Source organism: Agilicoccus flavus, assembly GCF_014857905.1.
Classification (GTDB): Bacteria; Actinomycetota; Actinomycetes; order Actinomycetales; family Dermatophilaceae; genus Agilicoccus; species Agilicoccus flavus.
The window spans coordinates 548,878-570,666 of the sequence record NZ_JACYXE010000001.1 but is presented as its reverse complement, the minus strand read 5'-3'; the positions used below and the strand labels follow the sequence as shown (position 1 = coordinate 570,666).

Genomic DNA, 21,789 nt, shown 5'->3' with positions numbered 1-21,789 from the left:
CCGACCGCGGGACGCGCCGTCGGCCCGGCCGCACACCCGGCGGCGGGTGCCCCGGCGATGAGGTTCACGTCGCCACGGCCGCCGGGCCCGAGATGGGGTGCGGATCGGCGGGATCGCCCGAGATCGACGCCAGGACGCGCAGCACGCGGCGCATGAGCGGGTCGGGGGTGGCGCGCGGCCAGATCGCGTGCAGCTCCACGGGACGCTCGCCGACGGAGTCGCCGAGCTGCAGCTCCTTGAACTCCACGCCGGCGACGCCGAGGTGCACCGCGGAGGCGGGGGCGAAGGCGAGCCCGCGACCGGCGGCGACGAGCAGCAGGGCGGTGAGCACCTGGTGCACCTCCTGGTCGAAGCGGGGGTGGGAGTTGAGCAGGAAGCGGACCGTCAGCTCGTGGAAGTAGCGCGACTGCACGGGGTTGTAGGCGATGACCGTCTCGGCGTCGAAGTCGCCGGGCAGGAGCGGGCCGGGGCGTTCGGCGAGCGGGTGCCCGGTCGGCACGACGGCGCACAGCGCTCCCGGACCAGCAGCCGCGAGGCGAGCAGCGTCGTGTCGAAGGGCGGCCGGGCGAGGCCGAGGTCGAGTTCCCCGCGGCGGATGCCCTCGACCTGCGCCGACGTCACCGCCTCGCGGAGCACGACGTGGACGTCGGGCAACTGCTCCCCGAGTGCGCGCAGCAGCGGCCCCAGTAGGCCGATCGCCGAGACCGCCGTGAAACCGAGCCGGATGACGCCCGCGACGCCCTGGTCGACCCGCTGCGCGACGTTGCGGGCCGAGTCGACGAGCGCGAGCATCCGGTAGCACTCGACGAGGAAGGCCTCGCCGGCCCCGGTCATCCGCACCCCTCGGCTGTCCCGGTCCAGGAGGGTCGCGCCGACGGACCGCTCGAGCTTCTGGATGCTGCGGCTCAGCGGGGGCTGCGTCATCGCGAGCCGCTCCGCCGCCCGCCCGAAGTGCAGCTCCTCGGCGACGGCGACGAACGCCCTGACCTGGTCGAGGCTGAAGTTCATGCCCTCAGGGTATTCGTCCATGCCGAATGAGCCTTGGGCAGGCATCGAGGGTCGGCCTAGTTTTGCCGACAGCCAACGACGCCTTCCGCCCCCGTCGGCGGGCACCAGCCAAGGAGAACCGATCATGACCAGCCTGCGACTCGGACTTCGCACCGTCGGCGCCCTCGCCGTCACCTCCCTCGCCCTGTCCGCCTGCGGCGGCGTCAAGACGAGCACCGGCGGGGGCGGCGGCGACGCGAGCGCCACATACCCGAGCGGCAACATCGAGATGAGCGTCGGCGCCTCCGCCGGCGGCAGCAGCGACCTCATCAGCCGCGCCCTGTCGACCGGAATGGGCAAGGAACTCGGTGTCTCGATGCCCGTCATCAACAAGCCCGGGGCCAACGGCGCGCTCGTGGCCAAGGAGCTCAAGGGCGCCAAGCCCGACGGCAGCAAGATCGCGGTGCAGAACGCCTCCCTCTTCGCCATCACGCCCCTGGCCGTCAGCGAGGCCGAGGTGACGAAGATCGAGGACTTCGACGTGATCTACGGGGTCTCGATCGACGACTACGTCATGGTCACCAACCCCAAGAGCGGCTACAAGACCCTCGCCGACGTCAAGGCCGCGGGCAAGAACATCAAGTACGGCACGACCGGCGTCGGCACCGGCGCCCAGCTCGCCTCGGCGCTCACCTTCAAGACCGCCGGCGTCAACGCCACCCCCGTGCCCTTCGACGGCGGCGCGCCGAACCTCACCGCCGTCCTCGGTAACCAGGTCGACGCCTCGACCCTGCAGGTGGGTGAGGCCGTCGAGAACATCAAGAGCGGCAAGCTCGTGCCCCTCGCGGTCTTCTCCGGCAAGCGCGTGACGTACCTGCCCGAGGTCAAGACCGCAAGGAGCAGGGCTTCGACGTCGAGGTCCAGCAGTACCGCTTCATCACGACCCCCAAGGGTGTCCCGCAGAACGTCAAGGACACCCTCATCGAGGCGGCGAAGAAGACGTACGCGACCGACGCCTACAAGAAGTTCAACGAGGAGAACAACCTCACGCCGATGGAGATCTCGGGCCAGGAGGTCGTCACGAGGCTCACGGCCGACGCGCAGCGCTACCAGGGCCTCGTCGACAAGTTCGGCATCGACATGAAGAGCAAGTGACGTGAGCAGCCTGGGCCCCGACCCCCGCGACCACACAGCGGGCACGACGCCTGGAACCGCCGGCGAGACCGACATCCTCGACGAGATCAAGGCCGAGGTGTACGCGGAGCTCGAGGAGGAGCGCCCGCCGCACGCGGGCCCGGCCTCGCAGATCGGCGCGGCGCTCGTCGCGCTCGCCGTCGGCGTCGCCGGTCTCGTCCTCTCCTACGGCTTCGGCCTCGGCCGGCTCACCGCGCCGGGGCCGGGGCTGTGGCCCTTCGCGATCAGCGTCGTCGTCACGGTCCTGGCCGCCGTCCTCGTCGTCGTCGGCCGCCGCGGCACCGACACCGAGCAGTTCTCGAAGGCGAGCGTGCTGCCGGCCGTCGGGATCGTCACGTTCGTCGCCCTCGCGGCGCTCATGCCGCTCATCGGCTTCGAGATCCCGGCGCTGCTGCTGTGCATCGTGTGGCTGCGCTTCCTCGGGCGCGAGTCGTGGCGCAGTACGGCCGTCGTCTCGGTCGTCACGGTCGCGGTCTTCTACGTCCTGTTCATCGTCCTGCTGCAGGTTCCCCTGCCCCACCTGATCTGAGGCCGACATGGACGTCAACGACTTCCTCGCCGGGTTCGCCGTCGTCGCCGAGCCCAGCAACCTGCTCTACTGCTTCATCGGCGTGCTCATCGGCGTCCTGCCCGGCCTCGGTCCGGGCGCGACCATCGCGATCCTGCTGCCGCTGACCTACGGCATCGAGCCGGTGACGGCGATCATCATGCTCGCCGGGATCTTCTACGGCGCGCAGTACGGCGGCACGATCACCTCGGTCCTGCTGCGGCTGCCCGGCGAGGCGAGCTCGGTCGTCACGGTCTTCGACGGCTTCGCCCTCGCCAAGCAGGGCAAGGCCGGCACGGCCCTCGGCGTCGCGGCGATCGGCTCGTTCGTCGGCGCGACGGTCTCGATCATCGGCCTGTCGCTGCTCGCGCCGCTCGTCGCCTCGTTCGCCCTCGACTTCGGGCCGCCGGAGTACGCGGCCCTCGGTGTCCTCGGTGTGCTGCTCGTCGCCACGGTGGGCAACGGCACGAAGCTCAAGGCGATCATCGCCGCCGGGATCGGCCTGCTCCTGGCCACGGTCGGACGCGACACGTTCACCGGCGCCGAGCGGTTCACGTTCGGCAGTCTCGACCTGGCCGACGGCCTCGACTTCGTGTCGATCGCCATGGGCCTCTTCGGCGTCGCCGAGATCCTCGACAACCTCGAGGAGCGGCACGGCAAGGTCCACACGCCGGCGGCCGTCGGCCGGGTCTGGCCCTCGCGGGCCGACCTGCGGCAGTCCTCGGGCGCGATGGGCCGCGGCTCGCTCATCGGTTTCGTCCTCGGCGTCCTGCCCGGCGGCGGCGCTGTCCTCTCCTCGCTCGTCGCCTACGCCGTCGAGAAGAGGCGCGCCAAGCACCCCGAGCGCTTCGGCCGCGGGGCCGTCGAGGGCGTCGCCGCCCCGAGACCGCGAACAACGCCGCCGCGACCTCGTCGTTCATCCCGCTGCTCACCCTGGGCATCCCGGCGAACGCGACGATGGCGCTCATGTTCGGCGCGCTGCTCATCCAGGGCATCCAGCCCGGCCCGCAGCTCGTCACCGAGCACCCCGACCTCTTCTGGGGCGTCATCAACTCGATGTACATCGGCAACATCCTGCTGCTCGTCATGAGCCTGCCGATGGTCGGACTCTTCGTGCGGATCCTGCGGGTGCGCCCCGCGATCCTCGCCCCGGTGACCGCGCTCATCACGCTGCTCGGCGCCTACACCGTCGCCAACCGCGTCTTCGACGTCTTCCTCGTCATCATCTTCGGGGTCATCGGCTACCTCATGAAGAAGTTCGGCTTCGAGCCCGGCCCGCTCGTCCTCGCGTTCGTCCTCGGCACGATGATCGAGAGCTCGGGCCGGCAGTCGCTGCTCATCTTCGGCGGCGACCCGGCCGGCTTCCTCACCCGGCCGATCTCCGGGACGATCCTCGCGCTCGTCCTCGTGGCCGCCCTCGTGCCGATCGTCCAGGCGGTGCTCGCCCGGCGGCGCCGCCCGGCCCCCGCGCCGGACGGGCGCGACGCCCAGCTCCACGACCACCGCTGATCCGACCCACCATCTCGTAGAAGAAGGCCCCCGTGACCATCCTCGTCGGATACCTGCCCACCCCCCAGGGCGAGGCCGCCCTCGACGCCGCGATCGCCGAGGCCGCGCTGCGCGACACCGACCTCGTCGTCGTCAACTCCCCGCGGCGCGGGGCCACCGTCGACGCCGACCTCGTCGGCGACGACGCGAGCACCGCCCTCGTCGAGCGGGCGAGCGCCCGCGGCGTGACCGCCCGCGTCGACCACGCCCTCCACGAGGACCTCGCCGACACCCTGCACTCCCTCGTGCAGGAGACCGGTGCCGACCTCGTCGTCATCGGCCTGCGGCACCGCTCACCCGTCGGCAAGCTGCTCATGGGCTCCGACGCCCAGAAGATCCTGCTCTCCGCCGAGGTGCCCGTCCTGGCGGTCAAGGCCCCGCGCTGATGGCCTCGCGCATCGCGGCGGTCGAGGTCACGCCGCTCGCCCTCGCCGACCCGCCGCTGCTCAACGTTGTCGGGGTGCACCAGCCGTGGGCGCTTCGGGCGCTCGTGCGCGTGCGCACCGACGACGGCAGCGTGGGGCTCGGCGAGACGTACGGCGACACGGCGCACCTCGAGCGGCTCGCCGCGTGCGCGTCGGCCCTGGCCGGCCACGACGTCCGCGACCTGCACGGGATGCGGCGGGTCGTCGACGCGACGCTCACCGGGGCGGGGGGCGCGGGCGCGAGCTTCGGCGACATGCTCGACCTGTCGGCGGCCACGGACCTCGTCTTCTCGCCCTTCAAGGTCGCCTCCCTCGACATCCAGGCCGCTCAGGCGGGCGTGCCGGTCAGCTCCCTGCTCGGCGGGGCCGTCCGTGACGTCGTGCCCTTCAGCGCCTACCTGTTCTACAAGTGGGCCGGTCATCCCGGGCTGCCCGAGGATGACTGGGGCGAGGCCCTCACCCCCGAGCAGATCGTGGCCCAGGCGCGGCGCATGGTGCAGGAGTACGGCTTCGAGGCGATCAAGCTCAAGGCCGGGGTCTTCGAGCCCGACGCCGAGATCGAGGCGATCCGCGCGCTCGCCGAGGCGTTCCCCGGCCACAAGCTGCGGATCGACCCCAACGGGGCCTGGGGCGTCGAGACGTCGCTGCGGGTGGCGGGCGCCCTCGACGGCGTCATCGAGTACCTCGAGGACCCGACCGTCGGCATCGAGGCGATGGCCCAGGTCGCCGCGGGCACCGATATCCCGCTCGCGACGAACATGTGCGTCATCGCCTTCGAGCACGTGCGGCCCGCGGTGCTCGCCGACGCCGTGCAGGTCGTGCTCTCCGACCACCACCTGTGGGGGGGCTGCGGCGCAGCCAGCTCCTCGGCGGGATCGCCTCGACGTTCGGCCTCGGCCTGTCGATGCACTCCAACTCCCACCTCGGCGTCAGCCTCGCCGCGATGGTGCACCTCGCCGCCGCGACCGAGCAGCTCACCTACGCGTGCGACACCCATTACCCGTGGAAGACCCAGGACATCGTGCGGCCCGGGGTGCTCGACTTCAGCGGCGGCGCCGTCACCGTGCCGACCGGGCCCGGGCTGGGCGTCGAGCTCGACGAGGACGCCGTCGGGCTGCTCCACGAGCAGTACCTGGCGTGCGGCGTGCGCGATCGCGCCGACACCGCCTACATGCGCACGATCGAGCCCGACTTCGAGCCGAACACGCTGCGCTGGTAGGCACGCTGCGTGCGATCCGCCTCGCCGCGGTCGATGGCGAGATGACGACACGTCACAGGCGGCCTCGCCGGGTCGGGGTCGCGCACAGGTCGTCGCGGACGCGCCGGATCGGCGGCCGCAGGGCCACCACGGCCGCGAGCGAGCCGAGCTGCACGAGCTCCTCGACGAGGATGCGGGTCGGCGTCACGAGCAGCAGCGACCCGTCCTGCGCGGCGCGGTCGACGTCGGCGGCGAGTAGCCATTCCGACCGGTGGGCCTCGGTCGTCACGTGCTGGAAGGCGGCCGCCTCCGCGGTGGAGGTCACCGGCAGCACGAGGAAACGGACGTCGAACCGCTTCGGCACCCCGATCGGCGTCTCCCAGTCGTCCCACGGGAGGAGGCGCGCCGGGTCGATCGCGGCGCTCGTCTCCTCGGCGACCTCACGCACGGCGCAGGCGAGCACCGTCCGCGCCGCGGTCTCCTCGTCGCCGAGGACGGAGGAGGCGGTGTGCCGCCAGGCGCGCGCGTGCTCGGCGACGAGGGTGGTCGGCAGGTCGATCGCGGCCCCGGCGGCGGCGTCGCCGGCGTCGATGCGTCCGCCCGGGAAGACGACCGCTCCCGGGACGAAGTCCATCGTCGCGACCCGGTGCTGCACGAAGACCTCCAGCCCACACGGGCCGTCGCGTAGCGGCAGGACGCTGACCGCGGGGATCGGGACCGGCTCGTCGCGCACGGTTCGGCTCATCGCCACGCGTGACGCGACGCGGTCGAGCCCGGCCGCGCGTTCGTCGGCGACGACCCGCGCGAGCGCCCCGCGCGGGCGCGGCACGACGGTGAAGCCGCTGCCGGCGTACCAGGGGGCGTTCCACGGCACGTCCGCGTACGTCGTCGACGTGAGCCGGTCGGTGCCGTGGTCGCGGACGATCCCGTACGCCGCCCGCAGGAGCGCGCGCCCGAGCCCGCGGCGCTGGGCCCGCGGGTGCACGACGATCTGCTCCAGGTGCGGGCTGCCGTCCTCGAGCTCGACGACGTGCGCGAACCCCTGCGCGGGGGAGCCGATGACGAGGACCGTGCCGTGCGCGACCCGGTGGGCGCCGCTCGTCGTCGCGAACGCCGAGGTGTCGAACAGCGGGGCGAACTGCCGGTCCCCCGCCGCCTCGATCTCCTCGAGCAGGGGCACGTCCTCCTCCTGCGCGATCCGCACGGAGCTGACTCTTACGGTCACCTTCACGAGCCTACGAGCGTTCTCGGGGTTGAGCGCTGCGGGCTCACGGCGAGGTCAGGTCGGCGGATCGTGCGTGGGCAGGAGATGCACGGGTGCGGCCGCAGGACCGAGTCAGCCGGTGATCTCGCGCGCGACACGCATTCAAATGTGACCTAGATCACAGGTAAAGGGGGTAGCGAGAGGGCCTGCGTCGCAACGCTTTTCGGGCCGACCAAGAGGCCTCGGATACCGTTGCGGCAGTAGGTCGCTCGCCTGTGGACAACCCGGTTATCGGATGCGTGTTCGATAGAATGGGGCATGACGTCGACCACCCTTCCCGAGTCGCCGGCCGTGCCGGCCGGCGATGGGTTGCGGGCACAGATCGACGCCATTCTGGCTTTTCCCGCGGGGTTTGTCCGCGGTGGCGAATGCGGAGTCGGCGGGCTTGGCCGCGTTGACGGCGGAGTTGGTCGCGGCGGCGTCCGCCGCGCAGGCGGCGATCGTGTTGGAGGCGTCGGCGCGAGGGGTGATCGCGGAGTCCGATCACCCCAGGACGCGGGCGTAGGTGGAGCAGTCCTGCCGGGACGCGGGGGTGCCGGTGGCGAAGGCCCAGGCGCGGAACCTGCACGAGGTCGCTCAGACGTGCGTCGGTTACGACGTGGCCGCCCTGCGCACGGCCGTAACCGAGGGGCGGGTCGGGATCGACCTGGCCGGGGGTGGTGGCGAAGTCGTTCCGGCGGTTGAAGCGGGGCATCGAGTACCCGAACTGGGACGCGCTGCTGGCGATCCTCATCGACCATGCGGCCGAGGGTGCGCCCGTCAAGGATTTCGCGGCGATCGTGGACCTCCTGATCGGTCAGTACGGGATCCCCGGCCGGCTGGCGGACCAGCACGAGCGCCTCCGGGACCGGCGCGAACTCACCGGCTTTCATCGGGACCGGAACGGGATGCTGGTCGCGACGTTGCGACTCGACCCGGCCTCGGAAGCCGTCTTCACGGCGGCGATCAACGCCCTGTCCGCGCCGATCACCGACGAACACGGCAACCTCGACCCCCGCTCGGCCGGCGCCCGCCGCGCGGATGCGCTGCTCGACATGGTCGCCGCGGCCACCGAAGCCGACCGCAGCGTCCCCGGGTCGGGGACGAAGGCGAAGGTCGTCGTGACGATCCCGCTCGAGACCCTCATGTCCGGCCTCGAGGAGGCCGCGGCCGATCAGGGCTGGGCGACCACCGGGTTTTCGCAGGCGCTGTCGCCGAGCGAGGCGCGGATCCTCGGCTGCGACGCCCAGATCATCCCCGCCGTCCTCGGCACCAAGAGCGAACTCCTCGACCTCGGCCACGCGAAGCGCCTCATCACCCCCGCTCAGCGCCTCGCGCTGCAGCAGCGCGACGGCCGCTGCACCTTCCCGGGATGCACGATCCCGCCGGCCTGATGCGACGGGCACCACTTGATCTATTGGGCCCTGGGAGCGGCGAACGGAGGCGAGCTTGCGAGCCGCAGTGAGCGCGACAGAGGGATCGGCGGGCGAACGGCTATGACGAATCTGGCCTTGCTCTGTCGTCACCACCACACCGAAGTCCACCGACAACGACACAGAGGCAAAGTCACCCCCGACGGAGTTCGATGGACCCGATCCGACGGCTCCCCGATCGGCAACACCCCGCGCGTCACGTCGTTCTGAGCGGCGGGGCCTCGGCGCGCGCCGGCGCTGTCCGTGCCCGGCCGCGGTCGAGTGCGGGTCGACGCGCACCCGTTTCGCACGTCTCACCCTCTCCGGGTTTCGTCATGGGTCGGGCGTCCTCGCCGCGCTCAGCGCGCGAGGTCGTAGGAATCCTGCACGAGCTCTCGGACGAGGCGTTCCGTGATGCCTGGTCCTGGGCCGATGCTGATCCAGGGTCTTGTCGAGGTAGCGGCCCGGGACGATCGTGGGGTGTCGGCAGCGGAGGTCGTCGCCCCGGTCGGGGTCGGCCTTGACTGTGATGATGGGCTCGGCGGGGTCGTCGGTGACGATGAGAAACACCTTCGCCCCGACCTTGAACACGTCGAGGTGCTCGGTGAAGGGCCGCCCGTTCGTCACGTTGTCGAGGCCTCGGGCCGTGTCCCGGGCGGTCCGCTGCAGCCGTCGTGCGGACAGACTCATGAGAGCGATCCTCCGTCACCCGACCCGGCGCCGCGACCTTCGCGGCGTCCTCGCGCGACGGCGTGTCTGCCTCCACGGGCTGTTCGCGACCGACTCGCCTACCTTGGCGTATGACCTGCGTCCGACGGACCTCGACGATCACGGTGCCGGTCGCGTTGCGGGACCGCGTCGATCACAGCGCCAGAGAGCGCGGCGTCACTGCCGCCGCCCTCATCGAAGCCCTGCTGGACGGCGATGAGCGACGCCGACGGATGGACAGCTTCGGCCGCGCCGTTCGCGGTGCTGATCAGGCCTATCGGGACGAGTTCCATCAGTGGGACATCGCCGCCGACCGTGACGATTGAGCTCAGGCGGGGGATGGTGATCCGGGTCGAACTCGACCCGCTGCACTGGTCAGGAACAGTTCGGGCCGCAGTCCCGCACGGGCGACGCTCGGGGCGAGCGGCGGTCCACCCGATCGGACCGACGGCTCACGGCCGGCCGGCCGCCCGCAACTCCCGGGGTGAGGCGTCGAACCAGCGCCGGCAGGCGCGGGTCAGAGCCGCCTGTTCGGAGAGGCCGACCATCGAGGTGATCTGGGTGAACGGCAGGTCGGTGGTCGTGATGAGCCGGCGCGCGGCGTCGCGGCGTGCCTCGTCGACGATCCGCTCGTAGGTCGTCCCCTCGGCGGCGAGCCATCGCTGCAGCGTGCGGGGGTGCATGCGGAAGGCCCGCGCGACGAGGCCGATGAGCGGCGCCGTCGCCCCGAGGGAGTCGGCGACGACCCGGCTCACCCGGCCCGCGAGCGTCGCGGCGCTCTCGCGGCGGTGGCTCTCCAGGTACTCCAGCGCCATACGGTGCACGAGCGCGTCGCTGCCGCCGTTCGGCGAATCCAGCAAACCCGCCGGCACCCGCAGCAGCGCCTCGCGGGTGCGGAAGCGGACCGGGGCGCCGAAGAAGGCGAGGTAGGCCGCCTCGTCGGCCGCAGGTGCGTCCGGCAGGTGCACCGACCTCAGCCCGTAGTCGTCTCGGCCGGTCACGGCGACGAGGACCCGGTGGGCGAGGCCGAGTCCCAGGTCCACCCCGACCGGCGGCCCCGCGGGGGCGTACCGGACGGCGACCGTCCCCGCCTCGTTCCGCGGGTCCGGCGCCGTCCGCAGCGACACCGTCGGGGAGTGGATGAAGAGGAAGCGCTCCGCGCAGGCGAGGGCCGCGCCCACGGTGGGGGCGCTCTCGAGACCGATCGAGAGGGGCCCGAGGATTCCCACGTCCTGGCGCCCGGCCAGGAGGAGCCCGAGGTCGGGGCGGCCGAGCTCGCGGGCCGCCAGCTCGAGACACGCCCCCACGGCGTCGACGGGGACGAGCGCGTCGCGCTCGTACAGGGCCCGGGGATCGAGCCCGGACCGGCTCAGCATGTCCGACGGGTCGCCGCCCAGCTCGGCGACGAGGGTGTCGAACCCACTGAGCGCGGCGGCGCGGATGAGGACGCTCATGTCGCCATGAGACAAGTTCGTGTCGCGTCGAGTCAATAATTCGGGGCGGTCGGTCCGGTGAACTGGTTCCAGAGGCACGACGGCACACGACGAGACGACACGGAGACGCGATGACGGACACGGTGACGGACACGACGACGCACGACCCGCAGGCGACCCCCGGCGGCGAGGAGGTCGAGGAGGTCGACGTCCTCGTCATCGGCGCCGGCATGTCCGGCATCGACGCGGCCTACCGGCTCGGCGAGCGCCGGCCGGGCACGAGCTACCTCGTGCTCGAGGCGCGCGAGGCGATGGGCGGCACGTGGGACCTGTTCCGCTACCCGGGCATCCGCAGCGACTCCGACATCTTCACGTTCTCCTACCCGTTCGCGCCGTGGACCGGCACGGACGTGCTCGCCGACGGCGCGAGCATCAAGGCGTACGTCGAACGCACCGCCCGCGACGCCGGCATCGAGCCGCACATCCGCTTCGGCGTCCGCGTCGGGGCCGCCTCCTGGAGCTCCGCCGACCAGCGCTGGACCGTGCAGGCCACCGGCCCGGGCGGCGAGCCCCGCACCTACCGGTGCCGCTTCCTCTTCTCGTGCGCCGGCTACTACGACTACGAGAACGGCCACCGCCCCGACTTCCCGGGCCTGTCGGACTACCGCGGCACGTTCGTCCACCCGCAGCACTGGCCCGACGACCTCGACGCCACCGGCACGCGCGTCGTCGTCATCGGCAGCGGCGCGACCGCCGCGACCGTCGTGCCCGCGATGGCGCGCACGGCCGGGCACGTGACGATGCTGCAGCGCACGCCCACGTACATGTCGACGCTGCCCAACAGCGACCCCGCGGCCGACCGCATCCGCGCCCTCCTGCCGCCGCGGCTCGCGCACCGCGCGGTCCGCGCGAAGAACATCGTCCTCACCGAGACGTTCTTCCGGTTCGCCCGCCTCTTCCCCGAGAAGTTCGCGGCGATGCTGCGCGCCGGCCTCGCGCGGGACCTCGACGACGCCACCCTCGACGCCCACTTCGTGCCGCCCTACAAGCCGTGGGACCAGCGCGTGTGCCGCATCCCCTCCGGCGACCTGACGAAGGCGATCGCGTCCGGCGCGGCCGACGTCGTCACCGACACGATCGAGACGTTCGTGCCGGAAGGGATCCGCCTGACCTCCGGGCGGGTGCTGGAGGCCGACGTCGTCGTCAGCGCCACCGGCCTGACGATGCTCGCGTTCGGCGGCATGACGCTGGAGGTCGACGGGCAGCCCGTCGACGTGGGCAGCCGGTTCGCCTACCGCGGGCTCATGCTCGAGGGCGTCCCGAACTTCGCCTTCACCGTCGGTTACACGAACGCGTCGTGGACGCTGCGCTCCGACCTCGTCAGCCGCCACGTCTGCCGGCTGCTCGCCGACCTCGACCGACGCGGGCTCGGCTCGGCCACCCCGCGGCCGGTGCCCGACGCGCAGCGGAGCGACCCGCGGCCGCTCATCTCGTTCAGCTCGGGCTACGTCCTGCGGGCCATCGACCGGTTCCCCAAGCTCACCGGGCGCGCCCCGTGGAACTACCGGCAGAGCTATCTCGCCGAGTCGGCCGGCCTCGCCCTGCGCGGCGTGCGCGCCGGCATGTCCTTCGAGCCGGCGCGAGCCCGGACCAGCCCGGCCCACGCCACCAGCCCGACCCGACCCACTCGACCGAACCACCCCGACCACGCGGAGGCGATCCGATGACCCTGCCCCGCTACGACGTCGCGGCCGGAACCGCCCTGGTCACCGGTGCCGCCGGCGGCATCGGCTCCTGCCTCGCCCGCGAGCTCGCCGGCCGCGGCAGCTATTTCGCGCTCGCCGACCGCGACTCCGGCGCGCTGGCCGCCACCGCGGCCCGGATCCGGAGCGACCACCCCGACCTAAGGGTCAGCGAGCACGTCGTCGACCTCGCCGACCTCGAGCAGGTCGAGCGGCTCGCGCAGGAGGTCCGCGCGGCCCACGGGCCGACCACCCTGCTCGTCAACAACGCGGGCGTCGCGATGGGCGGCCGCTTCGAGGAGCTCGACCCGGTCGACATCGACTGGGTCCTCGCCGTCAACTTCCGCGCGCCGGTCCACCTCACGCACCTGCTGCTGCCCGACCTGCTCGCCACGCCCGGCAGCCACGTCGTCAACGTCTCGAGCCTCTTCGGCCTCATCGCGCCCGCCGGCCAGACCGCCTACGCGGCGAGCAAGTTCGCCCTGCGTGGGTTCAGCGAGTCGCTGCGGGCCGAGCTCGCCGGCCGGGTCGGGGTGACGACGGTACACCCCGGGGGCATCCGCACGGGCATCGCCCGCAACGCCCGGGTCGGCGCCCGCGTCGACCCCGCCGGGGCGAGCGCCGACGGCGAGGCCTTCGACAAGCTGCTGACGTTCCCCGCCGACAAGGCGGCGCGGATGATCCTCGCGGCGATCGAGCGCCGCCGCCCCCGCCTGCTCATCGGCGCGAGCGCCACGATCCCCGACGTCCTCGCCCGAGTCAGCCCGGCCCACCACGACCGGCTCCTCACCGCCGTCCTGGGTCGGCGGCGTGCCCAGCGCGGCGGAAGCGCCGCGCAGGCCGGCACCGCCGACGAGGTCGCCCCCGAGCTCACGAGCGAGGGGGCCGGCGACGCGCCCGGCCCCGACCAGCGCTTCGTCGACGCGGCGGGCACGCGGGTGCGGGTGCGCGTCAACGGCGACCCGGCCTCCGGCCTGCCCCCGGCCCTGCTCGTCCACGGCATCGGGCGCAGCCTGGAGGACTGGACCGATCAGCACCGTCTCCTCGGCACCGGCCGCCAGGTCGTCAGCCTCGACCTGCCCGGCTTCGGGCTGACCGCACCCCTGCCGGGTGCCGCCGGGCTGGCCGCGTTCGCCGATACCGCCGTCGCGGTGCTCGACGCGCTCGGCATCGACGAGCCCGTCGAGCTCGTCGGAAACTCCCTCGGCGGGGCCGTCTGCCTGCACGTGCTCGTCGCTCACCCGGAGCGGGTGCGCACGCTCACGCTCGTCGACAGCGCCGGGTTCGGGGCCGAGGTCACCCTCGCGCTGCGCCTGCTCGCCGTGCCCGGTCTCGGGGCCCGCCTGTTGTCGCGGCCGACCCCGGCGTCGGTGCGCCGGGCCGAACGCTCCCTCTACGTGGACGCCGCGCTCGTCACCGCAGACCGCCTCGACCACGCCCTGCGGGTCGCGGGCAACCCCGGGCGGGTCGAGACCTACCTCGCGATCGCCCGCGAGGTCGGGTCGTTCCGTGGCGTGCGGCCGCAGTGGCGCCGGGCCGTGCTCGACGCGATCGCGAAGCACCCCCGGCCGACGCTCGTCGTCTGGGGCGACCGCGACCTCGTCCTGCCGATCAAGCACCTGCAGGAGGCGATCCGCGAACTGCCGCACGCCCGCAGCCACGTCTTCGAGCGGGCCGGGCACCTGCCGCAGGTCGAGCGGCCGGAGGAGTTCGCCGCCCTCGTCGAGGACTTCTGGGCCCACGCCGCACCGATCGAGTCGGTGCCACCGGGGCGTGAGCTCGCCCGCGACGCGTCGCGCGTCTGACGAGGCGCGCGACGCTCAGGCCGAGCGGAGCCGGTGGCGCGAGTTCGACAGGTGCAGCCGCATCGCGGCGCGGGCCGCGTCGGGGTCGCCGTAGCCGATCGCGGTGGCGATCGCCTCGTGCTCGCGGTGGACGCGCTCGACGTGGCGCGGGTCGGTCAGGGTGAAGCTCTCCTGCAGGCGGGTGCGGGGGAGCAGGATCATCATCGGCCCGAGGGAGTCGAGCAGCTCGAGGTAGAACCGGTTGCCCGCGGCCGCGGCCACGCTGCGGTGGAAGCGGAAGTCGGCCTCGACCGCCCCCGCCTCGCCCGCGGCCGGGAAGGCCGCGAGCGCGGCGCGCACCGCCGCCAGCGCGTCCGGGGTCGCCCGCCCGGCGGCCAGGGCCGCGGCCTCCGACTCGACCCCCACGCGGAAGTCGACCATCGCGAGGACGTCCTCGTGGGTGCGCAGCTGCGCGGCCTCGAGCCCGAATCGCGACGGCTCGGGCACCGCGAGCACGAACGACCCCCGCCCCTGGAAGGTCTCGACGAGCCCGGCCGCCGCCAGCCGCGAGAGCGCCTCGCGGACGACGGTGCGCGACACGGCGTACCGGTCGATGAGGTCCTTCTCGCTCGGAGCTTCGCGCCGGGGGCGAGGTCGCCGTCGAGGATGCGCGCCTGCAGGTCCTCGACGACCCCGCGGGCCAGGCCGCCGCGGCCGCGTTCGATGCTCACGGGCGCCACGCTACGCGGGCCTCACCCGCCGAAGGTGACGCTCTCGAGCGTCAGCTCGCGCGTCCGCTCGCTGAGCGTGAAGCCGAGACCCGGCCGGTCGGGCAGCCACATGCGCCCGTCGCGGATCTCCATCCGCTCGTCGAAGAGCGGGTCGAGCCACTCGAAGTGCTCGACCCAGCGCCCGGCACATGCGCAGCACCCGCGCGCGGTCCCACTGCTGGTTGGCGTCGCCCATGAGCGGGGCGTCGCCGAGGTGCTCGCGCATCGCCTCGACGCGGGCCAGGTCGGTGCGCCAGTCGGGCTGGCCGACCTTGATCTTGATGCCGCCGATCCCGGCCTCCAGCGCCGCGCTCGCCTTCTCCTCGACCTCCTCGATGGAGACCTGGAGGAACCCGCCGGAGGTGTTGTAGACGCGGCAGGAGTCGCGGCGGGCGCCGATGAGCTTGGCGAGCGGGAGCCGGGCGCGCTTCGCCTTGAGGTCCCACAGGGCGATGTCGACCGCCGCGATCGCCTGGGTCGCGACGCCGGAGCGCCCGACCGATGCGCCCGCCCAGAGCAACGTGTCGTACAGGCGCTGGATGTCGTTCGGGTCGTCTCCGACGAGCACCTCGCCGATCTCCTTGACGTGGGCGTACTGGGCCGGGCCGCCGCCCCGCTTGGAGTAGGAGAACCCCATCCCGGTCAGGCCCTGCTCGGTGGTGACCTCGGCGAACAGCATGACCATCCGGGTCAGCAGCTTCTGCCGGCCGGTGAGGACCTTGGCGTCGCTCACGGGGTTCTCGAGCGGGAGGACGACGTGCGACAGGGTCAGGGATGGAGGGACATTTGTTCAATGGTCGATCCGTCCATGCGGCACGTCAAGGGAGATGTGGGCCGTTCCGACGGCACTGTTGTCGACATCAGGCCCGTCCAAGGGGGCAGACCGCTCGGACGGGCCCTGGGAGGAGGGTGGGAAATCGACGCTCCACCTGGGAGAATGCTGTCCCGTGGACGAGAACTCGACCGACGACGTCACCATGGAGGCGCTCCGCCGCGCCCAGACGATCGCCTACCCCGACCCCTCCGCCTCCCGCGCCGCCCGTCGCGAGGGCGAGCACGTGGACCCGCACGTCGTCGTGCTCTTCGGAGCGACGGGCGACCTGTCGCGGCGCAAGCTGCTCCCGGCGCTGGCGCACCTGTCGGTGTCGTCGCTGACGCCCGACATCCACGTCATCGGCACGTCGCTCGACGAGTACGACGACGACGCGTTCCGCGAGTTCGCGCGGAAGTCGATCGCCGACTTCGGCGCGCACAAGCTCACCGACGCCGAGTGGGAGAGCTTCAAGCCCCGCCTCCAGTTCGTCTCGCAGAGCGAGGGGCCGGGGGCGCTCGCGGACGCCGTGCACAAGGCTCAGGAGAGCCTCGGCAGCTCGTCGCGGATCCTGCACTACCTCAGCGTCCCCCCGAAGGCCGCCACCGCCGTCATCACGACGGTCAAGGAGGCCGGCCTCGTCGACAACTCGCGTGTCGTCATGGAGAAGCCGTTCGGCACCGACATCGAGAGCGCCGTGCGCCTCAACGCCGACCTGCACCGCACGTTCGACGAGTCGCAGATCTTCCGCATCGACCACTTCCTCGGCAAGGAGGCGGCGCAGAACATCCTCGCGTTCCGCTTCGCGAACGGGCTGTTCGAGCCCATCTGGAACCGCAACTTCATCGACCACGTCCAGATCGACGTGCCCGAGGCGTTGGGCCTCGACCAGCGCGCCGCGTTCTACGAGCCCACCGGCGCCTACCGAGACATGGTCGTCACGCACCTCTTCCAGGTCATGGCGTTCGTCGCGATGGAGCCGCCGACCGCCCTCGAGCCGCGCTCGATCAGCGACGAGAAGGACAAGGTGTTCCGCTCGCTGCTGCCCATCCGGCCGAGCGACGTCATCCGCGGGCAGTACCAGGGCTACCGCGACCAGCCGGGAGTCGCGCGTGACTCCGACACCGAGACGTTCATCGCCCTGCGGGCGCGGATCGACAACTGGCGCTGGGCGGGCATCCCGTTCTACCTGCGCACCGGGAAGATGATGGCCGAGGGTCAGCGCATCATCTCCATCGCCTTCAAGGAGGCGCCGAAGTCGATGTTCCCCGCCGGTTCCGGCGTCGACTCGATGGGCCCCGACCACCTCACGTTCGATCTCGCCGACGAGTCGAAGGTGTCGCTGAGCTTCTACGGCAAGCGCCCCGGCCCCGGCATGCGCCTGGAGAAGCTGTCGATGCAGTTCTCCACCTCCGAGACGGAGTACGCCACCGACGTCCTCGAGGCGTACGAGCGTCTTCTCATGGACGCGATGCGCGGCGACCGCACCCTGTTCACGACGGCCGACGGCATCGAGAGCCTCTGGGCGCGGTCGATGCCGCTGCTCGAGGACCCGCCCGCGGTCAAGCCGTACTCGCCCGGTAGCTGGGGCCCGAACGCGATCCACCAGCTCATCGCCCCGCACGCGTGGCGTCTGCCGTTCGAGCGGGCGTGGCGGGTCCGGCGCTCCTGACCCAGGAGACTGCGCACCGATCCCGTCGGCCCGCCCGCCGCCCGCCGATCGGGCGGCCTTGCTTCTAACCGAGCAGGGCCGTCGCGGCGAGGATGACGGGCACCGACCCCGCCGTCGTCAGGAGGATCGTGTCGCGCGCGAGGGTCGTCGACCGCCCGTAGCGCGACGCGTGGACGAAGATGTTCTGGGCCGTGGGCAGGGCCGAGGTGACGACGATGGCGAGCAGCGGCAGGCCCTCCACGCCGAGGCCGAAGCGGGCCACGGCGTAGGCCGTCAGCGGCTGGAGGAACAGCTTGAGCATGGTCGTCGTCACGAGCTCCGCCCGGGAGCCCCCCGCGCCCAGCCCCGGCCCGAGGCGCAGCGCGATGCCGTAGGCGATGAGCATCGCCGGCACGGCGAAGTGGCCCACGAGGTCGACGGGGGCGCGGATCGCCGTCGGGAGGGTCACGCCCGTCAGGGCGAGGACGAGGCCGAGGAGGCTGCCGACGGTCAGCGGGTTCGACAGGGCCGCGAGGATCATGCGCCCCACGCCCTGCCCGGGCCCGCGGGTGTGCCGGTCGAGGACCGTCATGGCCAGCGGCTGCATGACGAGGAGCTGCATGAGCAGCGTGGGGGCGACGAGGGCGGCGTCCCCGAGCACGTACGCGGCGATGGGGATGCCGAGGTTGCCGGCGTTGACGTACGTGCACGACAGCGCCCCGATCGTCGCCTCGCCCGCGTCGCGGTGCCAGCGCCACCGGGCCAGCGCGAGGTAGATCGCCCCGGGGATGAGCACGCCGGCCGCGGACGCGACGAGGTTGGGCGAGAGCACCTGGTGCACGTCGGCCTCGCCGATCGTCAGGAGCATGAGCGCCGGGCTGGCCACGAAGAACGACAGCGTGAGCAGGACGGACTGGGCCTTCTCGTCGACGAGCCGCACGTGCGCGAGGAGCGCGCCGAGGGCGATGACGGCCCCCACGGTGATGAAGCCGTCGAAGACCTGCCCCACGCCTGGCCCCCGCTCGGTGTGCTCGTCGTCCGCCCGTCACCCGATTGTCCCGCAGGGGCCGCGGCGCCGGGCGGGCGGCCCGGACCCCCGCGGAGGGGGACCGGGTCGTGCGGTCCCGCTCTCAGCCGCGCAGGGCGGGCAGCACCTGCTCGGAGAACGCGTCGAGGTAGGCGGTCTGCTCCTGGCCCACGTGGTGCAGGTAGATGTCGTCGAAGCCGAGGCCGCCGAACTCGGCGAGGCGGTCGCGGTGCTCGCTCAGGTCGTGCGACACGACGACGGACTGGTGGACCGAGTCCATGGTCACGTGTTCGGCCATCGTGTCGAACCCCTCGTGGGTCTCGGTGTCCCAGCACACCGGCGGGGCGAAGACGTTGCTGCGCCACTGGTCCCAGGCGATGGCCTCGGCCTCGTCGGCGGCCGGCGCCCACGAGAGGTGGACCTGCAGCGAGATCGGCCCGCGACCGTCGGCGGCGCGGTAGGCGTCGATGATGTCGCGCAGCTTCTCGACCGGCTGGTTGATGGTGATGAGGGCGTCGGCCCAGGCCGCGACGCGGGTCGCCGACTCGACCGACACGACCGGCGCGACGAGCCGCGGCCGCTCCTGCGGCAGGTCCCAAAGCCGGGCGCGGTCGACGCGGACGAGGCCGTCGTGGGTGACCTCCTCGCCGTCGAGCATGCGGCGGATGACGTCGACGCACTCCTCGAGCCGCCGCGTGCGCGTCTCCTTGTCGGGCCACCGGTCGCCGGTGATGTGCTCGTTCGAGGCCTCGCCGCTGCCGAGCGCCGTCCAGAACCGGCCGGGGAACATCTGGCCGAGGGACGCGATCTTCTGCGCGACGATCGCCGGGTGGTAGCGCTGCCCGGGCGCGCAGACGCAGCCGAACTCGAGGTCCGTCGTCGCGAGCGCGGCCCCCAGCCAGGACCACGCGTAGCCAGAGTGCCCCTGTCGGGCGCTCCACGGGGAGAAGTGGTCCGAACACATGGCCATGTCGTAGCCGACCCGTTCGGCGTGCTGGACGTCGGCGAGCAATTGGCGGGGCGAGATCTGCTCGTGCGAGGCGTGGAATCCGATGCGCATCCGGCCATGCTCTCAGGACGTGGGACCGCCCGCGTCCCCACGCGGGGCCCTCCCGCGGGTCGCGGTGTCCCGCAGGGCGGTCGCGAACGCGTCGGCCCCGGCCTTGCGGCGCTCGGTGAAGCTCGCCCGGTTCCACGCCTCCCAGCGCACGTCGAACGCGACGGGCGCGCCGCCTCCGCCCGTCCCGCCGGCCCCGGCGACGGCGACGCCGATCCGGTCCACGGCGACGGGGGTGGGCCGGCCGCCGACCGGGACCACGGCGACGCGGGAGGACGGGTCGCCGAGTCCGAGGAGCCCCCACGGCAGGCGCAGCGTCAGGCGGGCGAGGCCGTCGGCCGCGGGCGGGGCGAGCGCCCACGTGGCGAGGGTGTCGCCGGTGCGACCGGTGAGGGCCCCGGCGTCGTCGGCCCGCACGAGGTTCCCGACCTCGAGCAGCTCGGCCCCGCGCGCGGGCGCCGCGCCCCGCGCGGGGTAGGGCCGGTTGAGGGTGAGGCGCTGGAGCGCCCACCCGTCGGCGTCGGGTCGGGGCAGCGCCGCCGGGGGCAGGCCGTCGAGGCGGAGCGGGTCGAGCTCGGAGCGGACGAGCGCCGCCGCGGTCCCGGCCGCCGGGTCGACGCGCACGAGCACGTCGAAGCGGGGGTCGGCGCCCAGCCCCGGCACGGCCCGGCCCCCGGGCACGACGTCGAACCCGAGCACGACGGGCGCGGGCAGCTCGCCGAGGTGGTCGAGGCGCAGGTGGACCCAGGACGCGTCGTGGTCGAGGACGATCCGGGTGAACCCGGCGTCGGCCTCGTGCACGGTCCGCTCGCCGACGCGCGCCGGGTCGTGGGCGAGCAGGCCGAAGAACTGCTCGTTGGTGAGCACGTCGTGCCACAGCGCGCGGCGCTCGGGATCGGCGACGGCGTGCCGCGGCAGCGTGTTCCACGTGAACTTGAACCACTCGTCGGTCCACGCGAAGAGCAGGCCGCCGGCCAGCCCCAGCTCGGCGAAGGACGCCAGCATGGCCGCGTCCGTCGACATCGCCTCGGTCTCCGTGTGGTTCCCCTGGTCGCGTCCGTTCGTGCCGACGTGCGCCGACCCGAGCGAGGACGGCACGCCGAACTCGGTGACCATGAGCGGCATCCCGGCGTGGTGCCGGACGAGGTCGCGCACGTAGGCGAGGTAGGGATCGGCGCTCCCGCCGCCGGCGGCCGGGCGCACGTACGAGGGCTGGAGGCGCTGGAAGTCGGGGTAGTAGGGGTAGGCGTGATAGCTCGCGAACGTGCCGCCCGGCCAGGCGGTGTGCGCGCGCACGTGGTTCGCGTCGACGCCGACGAGGTCCTCGCGGTCGAGGGGCTCGTCGGGGTGGGACAGGGGGTCGGTCGTGGGCCAGTTGACGAGCGCGATCGGCACCGAGAGGCCGTGCCGCGCCTCGTGGCCGGCGAGCTCGTCCATCCGGGCGGCCACCCACCGCTCGGTCGGCGACGCGTCCGGGGCCGACGAGAAGTACGTGCCGCGGTGGGCGGGCCGGGCGGCGTTGCGGGCGTCGGAGGCCGCGGTCGCCACCGGGTCCCACTCGACGCCGACGATCCACGCCGCCACCCACGGCGACACGTCGGCCGTCCACGCCCCGCTCGCGCGGCCCCGCCGCGGGGCGCGCCGCAGCGTGCCGTGGACGGCCGCGCTCGCGTCCCGGATCTCCTGCACCATCGCCCGCGTCGGGGCGTCGGCGAACAGGTCCTGGTGCTCCAGGTAGGACTCGTCGGGCAGGTAGATCCCCTGCACGAGGTAGAGAGGGTCGTCGGGGTGGGCCTCGTTGTGGGTCCGCAGCTCGGCGTACATGTGCGGCGGGTGGATCGTGTAGATCCGGACGACCCGGACCCCGTCGCTGCGCATCATCGCGAACCAGCGCCGGTAGTCCTCGGCGGTGATCGCCAGCTCGCCCGGGGAGTGACCGGGGGTCGTGCTGCCGAGGTTGACCCCCGCCCAGAACGTCGCGTCCCCGCCGGCGGTGTGCAGCCGCAGCGTCGTCCCGTCCTGCGTCGCGAGGCAGGACAGCGCGCCGCGGGTCACGGGTCGCGGGCGCCAGGAGGGCTCGTCGGCGGCCGCGCCGCCGGTGGCCGGCGCGGCGCCGGGCGTGCACCCGGCCATCCCGGCGCTCAGGATCCCGCCCCCGAGCAGCGACGCGGACAGGAAGGCCCGGCGGGGGATCGAAGGGGTCGACACGCCCCTCCCATCGGCCGCGCGGGGCCCGGTGCGAGCCCTGACGA

The 21,789-nt window shown here is 73.0% G+C and carries 15 protein-coding genes and 4 pseudogenes; 10 read left to right on the top strand and 9 right to left on the bottom strand.

Annotated elements, in window-relative coordinates; genetic code table 11:
• Positions 1-64 precede the first annotated feature (64 nt).
• Positions 65-1,008 (bottom strand): annotated as a pseudogene (locus tag ICW24_RS02565) (LysR substrate-binding domain-containing protein).
• A gap of 124 nt (positions 1,009-1,132) precedes the next feature.
• Between ICW24_RS02565 and ICW24_RS02560 the strand changes: the two are divergent.
• The 5 genes and pseudogenes from ICW24_RS02560 (at position 1,133) to ICW24_RS19550 (ending at position 5,920) form a co-directional block, all read left to right on the top strand.
• Positions 1,133-2,131 carry a Bug family tripartite tricarboxylate transporter substrate binding protein gene (locus ICW24_RS02560; protein ID WP_307781276.1) on the top strand — a complete coding sequence of 333 codons (999 nt, stop codon included), beginning with the start codon at positions 1,133-1,135 and terminating at the stop codon, positions 2,129-2,131.
• Positions 2,132-2,143: 12 nt separating this feature from the next.
• Entirely contained in the window at positions 2,144-2,710 is a 567-nt protein-coding gene (locus ICW24_RS02555) for a tripartite tricarboxylate transporter TctB family protein (protein WP_226344129.1), read from the top strand.
• Between the two features lie 7 nt (positions 2,711-2,717).
• Positions 2,718-4,237: pseudogene (locus ICW24_RS02550) on the top strand (tripartite tricarboxylate transporter permease).
• 32 nt (positions 4,238-4,269) lie between these two features.
• Entirely contained in the window at positions 4,270-4,662 is a 393-nt protein-coding gene (locus ICW24_RS02545; RefSeq protein ID WP_226344128.1) for a universal stress protein, read from the top strand.
• Positions 4,662-5,920: pseudogene (locus ICW24_RS19550) on the top strand (enolase C-terminal domain-like protein). The gene ICW24_RS02545 and the pseudogene ICW24_RS19550 overlap by 1 nt, the downstream one beginning before the upstream one ends.
• Before the next feature lie 52 nt (positions 5,921-5,972).
• On the opposite strand, the gene ICW24_RS02535 reads toward ICW24_RS19550, so the two are convergent.
• Positions 5,973-7,124, bottom strand: a complete 1,152-nt coding sequence (locus tag ICW24_RS02535) for a GNAT family N-acetyltransferase (RefSeq protein WP_226344127.1) — start codon at positions 7,122-7,124, stop codon at positions 5,973-5,975.
• Positions 7,125-7,819: 695 nt separating this feature from the next.
• On the opposite strand from ICW24_RS02535, the gene ICW24_RS02530 reads away from it, so the two are divergent.
• Positions 7,820-8,536, top strand: coding sequence for a DUF222 domain-containing protein (locus ICW24_RS02530; RefSeq protein WP_226344126.1), 717 nt, complete (start codon positions 7,820-7,822; stop codon positions 8,534-8,536).
• Positions 8,537-8,887: 351 nt separating this feature from the next.
• Here the strand turns inward: ICW24_RS02530 and ICW24_RS02525 are convergent, their stop codons facing one another.
• Positions 8,888-9,244, bottom strand: a complete 357-nt coding sequence (locus tag ICW24_RS02525) for an MmcQ/YjbR family DNA-binding protein (protein WP_226344125.1) — start codon at positions 9,242-9,244, stop codon at positions 8,888-8,890.
• A gap of 143 nt (positions 9,245-9,387) precedes the next feature.
• Here ICW24_RS02525 and ICW24_RS02520 point away from each other — a divergent pair, with 143 nt between their 5' ends.
• Positions 9,388-9,588: a hypothetical protein gene (locus ICW24_RS02520; RefSeq protein WP_226344124.1), complete on the top strand. Its 201-nt coding sequence runs from the start codon at positions 9,388-9,390 to the stop codon at positions 9,586-9,588.
• Positions 9,589-9,714: 126 nt separating this feature from the next.
• Here the strand turns inward: ICW24_RS02520 and ICW24_RS02515 are convergent, their stop codons facing one another.
• On the bottom strand, positions 9,715-10,716 hold the full coding sequence (locus ICW24_RS02515; RefSeq protein WP_226344123.1) for an AraC family transcriptional regulator: 1,002 nt from the start codon (positions 10,714-10,716) through the stop codon (positions 9,715-9,717).
• 110 nt (positions 10,717-10,826) lie between these two features.
• Between ICW24_RS02515 and ICW24_RS02510 the strand changes: the two genes are divergently transcribed.
• Entirely contained in the window at positions 10,827-12,422 is a 1,596-nt protein-coding gene (locus ICW24_RS02510; protein ID WP_226344122.1) for a flavin-containing monooxygenase, read from the top strand.
• Entirely contained in the window at positions 12,419-14,242 is a 1,824-nt protein-coding gene (locus tag ICW24_RS02505) for an SDR family NAD(P)-dependent oxidoreductase (RefSeq protein ID WP_226344121.1), read from the top strand. The genes ICW24_RS02510 and ICW24_RS02505 overlap by 4 nt, the downstream gene beginning before the upstream one ends.
• A 15-nt stretch (positions 14,243-14,257) precedes the next feature.
• Here ICW24_RS02505 and ICW24_RS02500 read toward each other — a convergent pair whose 3' ends face one another.
• Positions 14,258-14,821, bottom strand: coding sequence for a FadR/GntR family transcriptional regulator (locus tag ICW24_RS02500; RefSeq protein ID WP_307781275.1), 564 nt, complete (start codon positions 14,819-14,821; stop codon positions 14,258-14,260).
• A gap of 152 nt (positions 14,822-14,973) precedes the next feature.
• A pseudogene (locus tag ICW24_RS02495) lies at positions 14,974-15,763 on the bottom strand (enolase C-terminal domain-like protein).
• A 205-nt stretch (positions 15,764-15,968) separates the two neighbouring features.
• On the opposite strand from ICW24_RS02495, the gene zwf reads away from it, so the two are divergent.
• Positions 15,969-17,474 (top strand): glucose-6-phosphate dehydrogenase, encoded by a 1,506-nt coding sequence (gene zwf, locus ICW24_RS02490; protein WP_264176140.1) that lies wholly within the window; start codon positions 15,969-15,971, stop codon positions 17,472-17,474.
• A gap of 64 nt (positions 17,475-17,538) precedes the next feature.
• Here the strand turns inward: zwf and ICW24_RS19545 are convergent, their stop codons facing one another.
• The 3 genes from ICW24_RS19545 to ICW24_RS02475 all read right to left on the bottom strand — a co-directional run bounded on the left by ICW24_RS19545 (position 17,539) and on the right by ICW24_RS02475 (position 21,745).
• Complete coding sequence (locus tag ICW24_RS19545) at positions 17,539-18,462, bottom strand: AEC family transporter (protein ID WP_226344119.1); 924 nt, start codon at positions 18,460-18,462, stop codon at positions 17,539-17,541.
• 121 nt (positions 18,463-18,583) lie between these two features.
• Complete coding sequence (locus tag ICW24_RS02480) at positions 18,584-19,540, bottom strand: TIGR03885 family FMN-dependent LLM class oxidoreductase (RefSeq protein WP_226344118.1); 957 nt, start codon at positions 19,538-19,540, stop codon at positions 18,584-18,586.
• A gap of 12 nt (positions 19,541-19,552) precedes the next feature.
• Positions 19,553-21,745, bottom strand: a complete 2,193-nt coding sequence (locus ICW24_RS02475) for a hypothetical protein (protein WP_226344117.1) — start codon at positions 21,743-21,745, stop codon at positions 19,553-19,555.
• Positions 21,746-21,789: the final 44 nt, after the last annotated feature.

What these genes read in the sequence shown, in the direction of transcription:
- ICW24_RS02560 (WP_307781276.1), top strand. Translation starts at nt 1,133, where the DNA reads ATGACCAGCCTGCGACTCGGACTTCGCACCGTCGGCGCCCTCGCCGTC.
- ICW24_RS02525 (WP_226344125.1), bottom strand. Translation starts at nt 9,244, where the DNA reads ATGAGTCTGTCCGCACGACGGCTGCAGCGGACCGCCCGGGACACGGCC.
- ICW24_RS02515 (WP_226344123.1), bottom strand. Translation starts at nt 10,716, where the DNA reads ATGAGCGTCCTCATCCGCGCCGCCGCGCTCAGTGGGTTCGACACCCTC.
- ICW24_RS02510 (WP_226344122.1), top strand. Translation starts at nt 10,827, where the DNA reads ATGACGGACACGGTGACGGACACGACGACGCACGACCCGCAGGCGACC.
- ICW24_RS02505 (WP_226344121.1), top strand. Translation starts at nt 12,419, where the DNA reads ATGACCCTGCCCCGCTACGACGTCGCGGCCGGAACCGCCCTGGTCACC.
- zwf (WP_264176140.1), top strand. Translation starts at nt 15,969, where the DNA reads ATGGAGGCGCTCCGCCGCGCCCAGACGATCGCCTACCCCGACCCCTCC.
- ICW24_RS02480 (WP_226344118.1), bottom strand. Translation starts at nt 19,540, where the DNA reads ATGCGCATCGGATTCCACGCCTCGCACGAGCAGATCTCGCCCCGCCAA.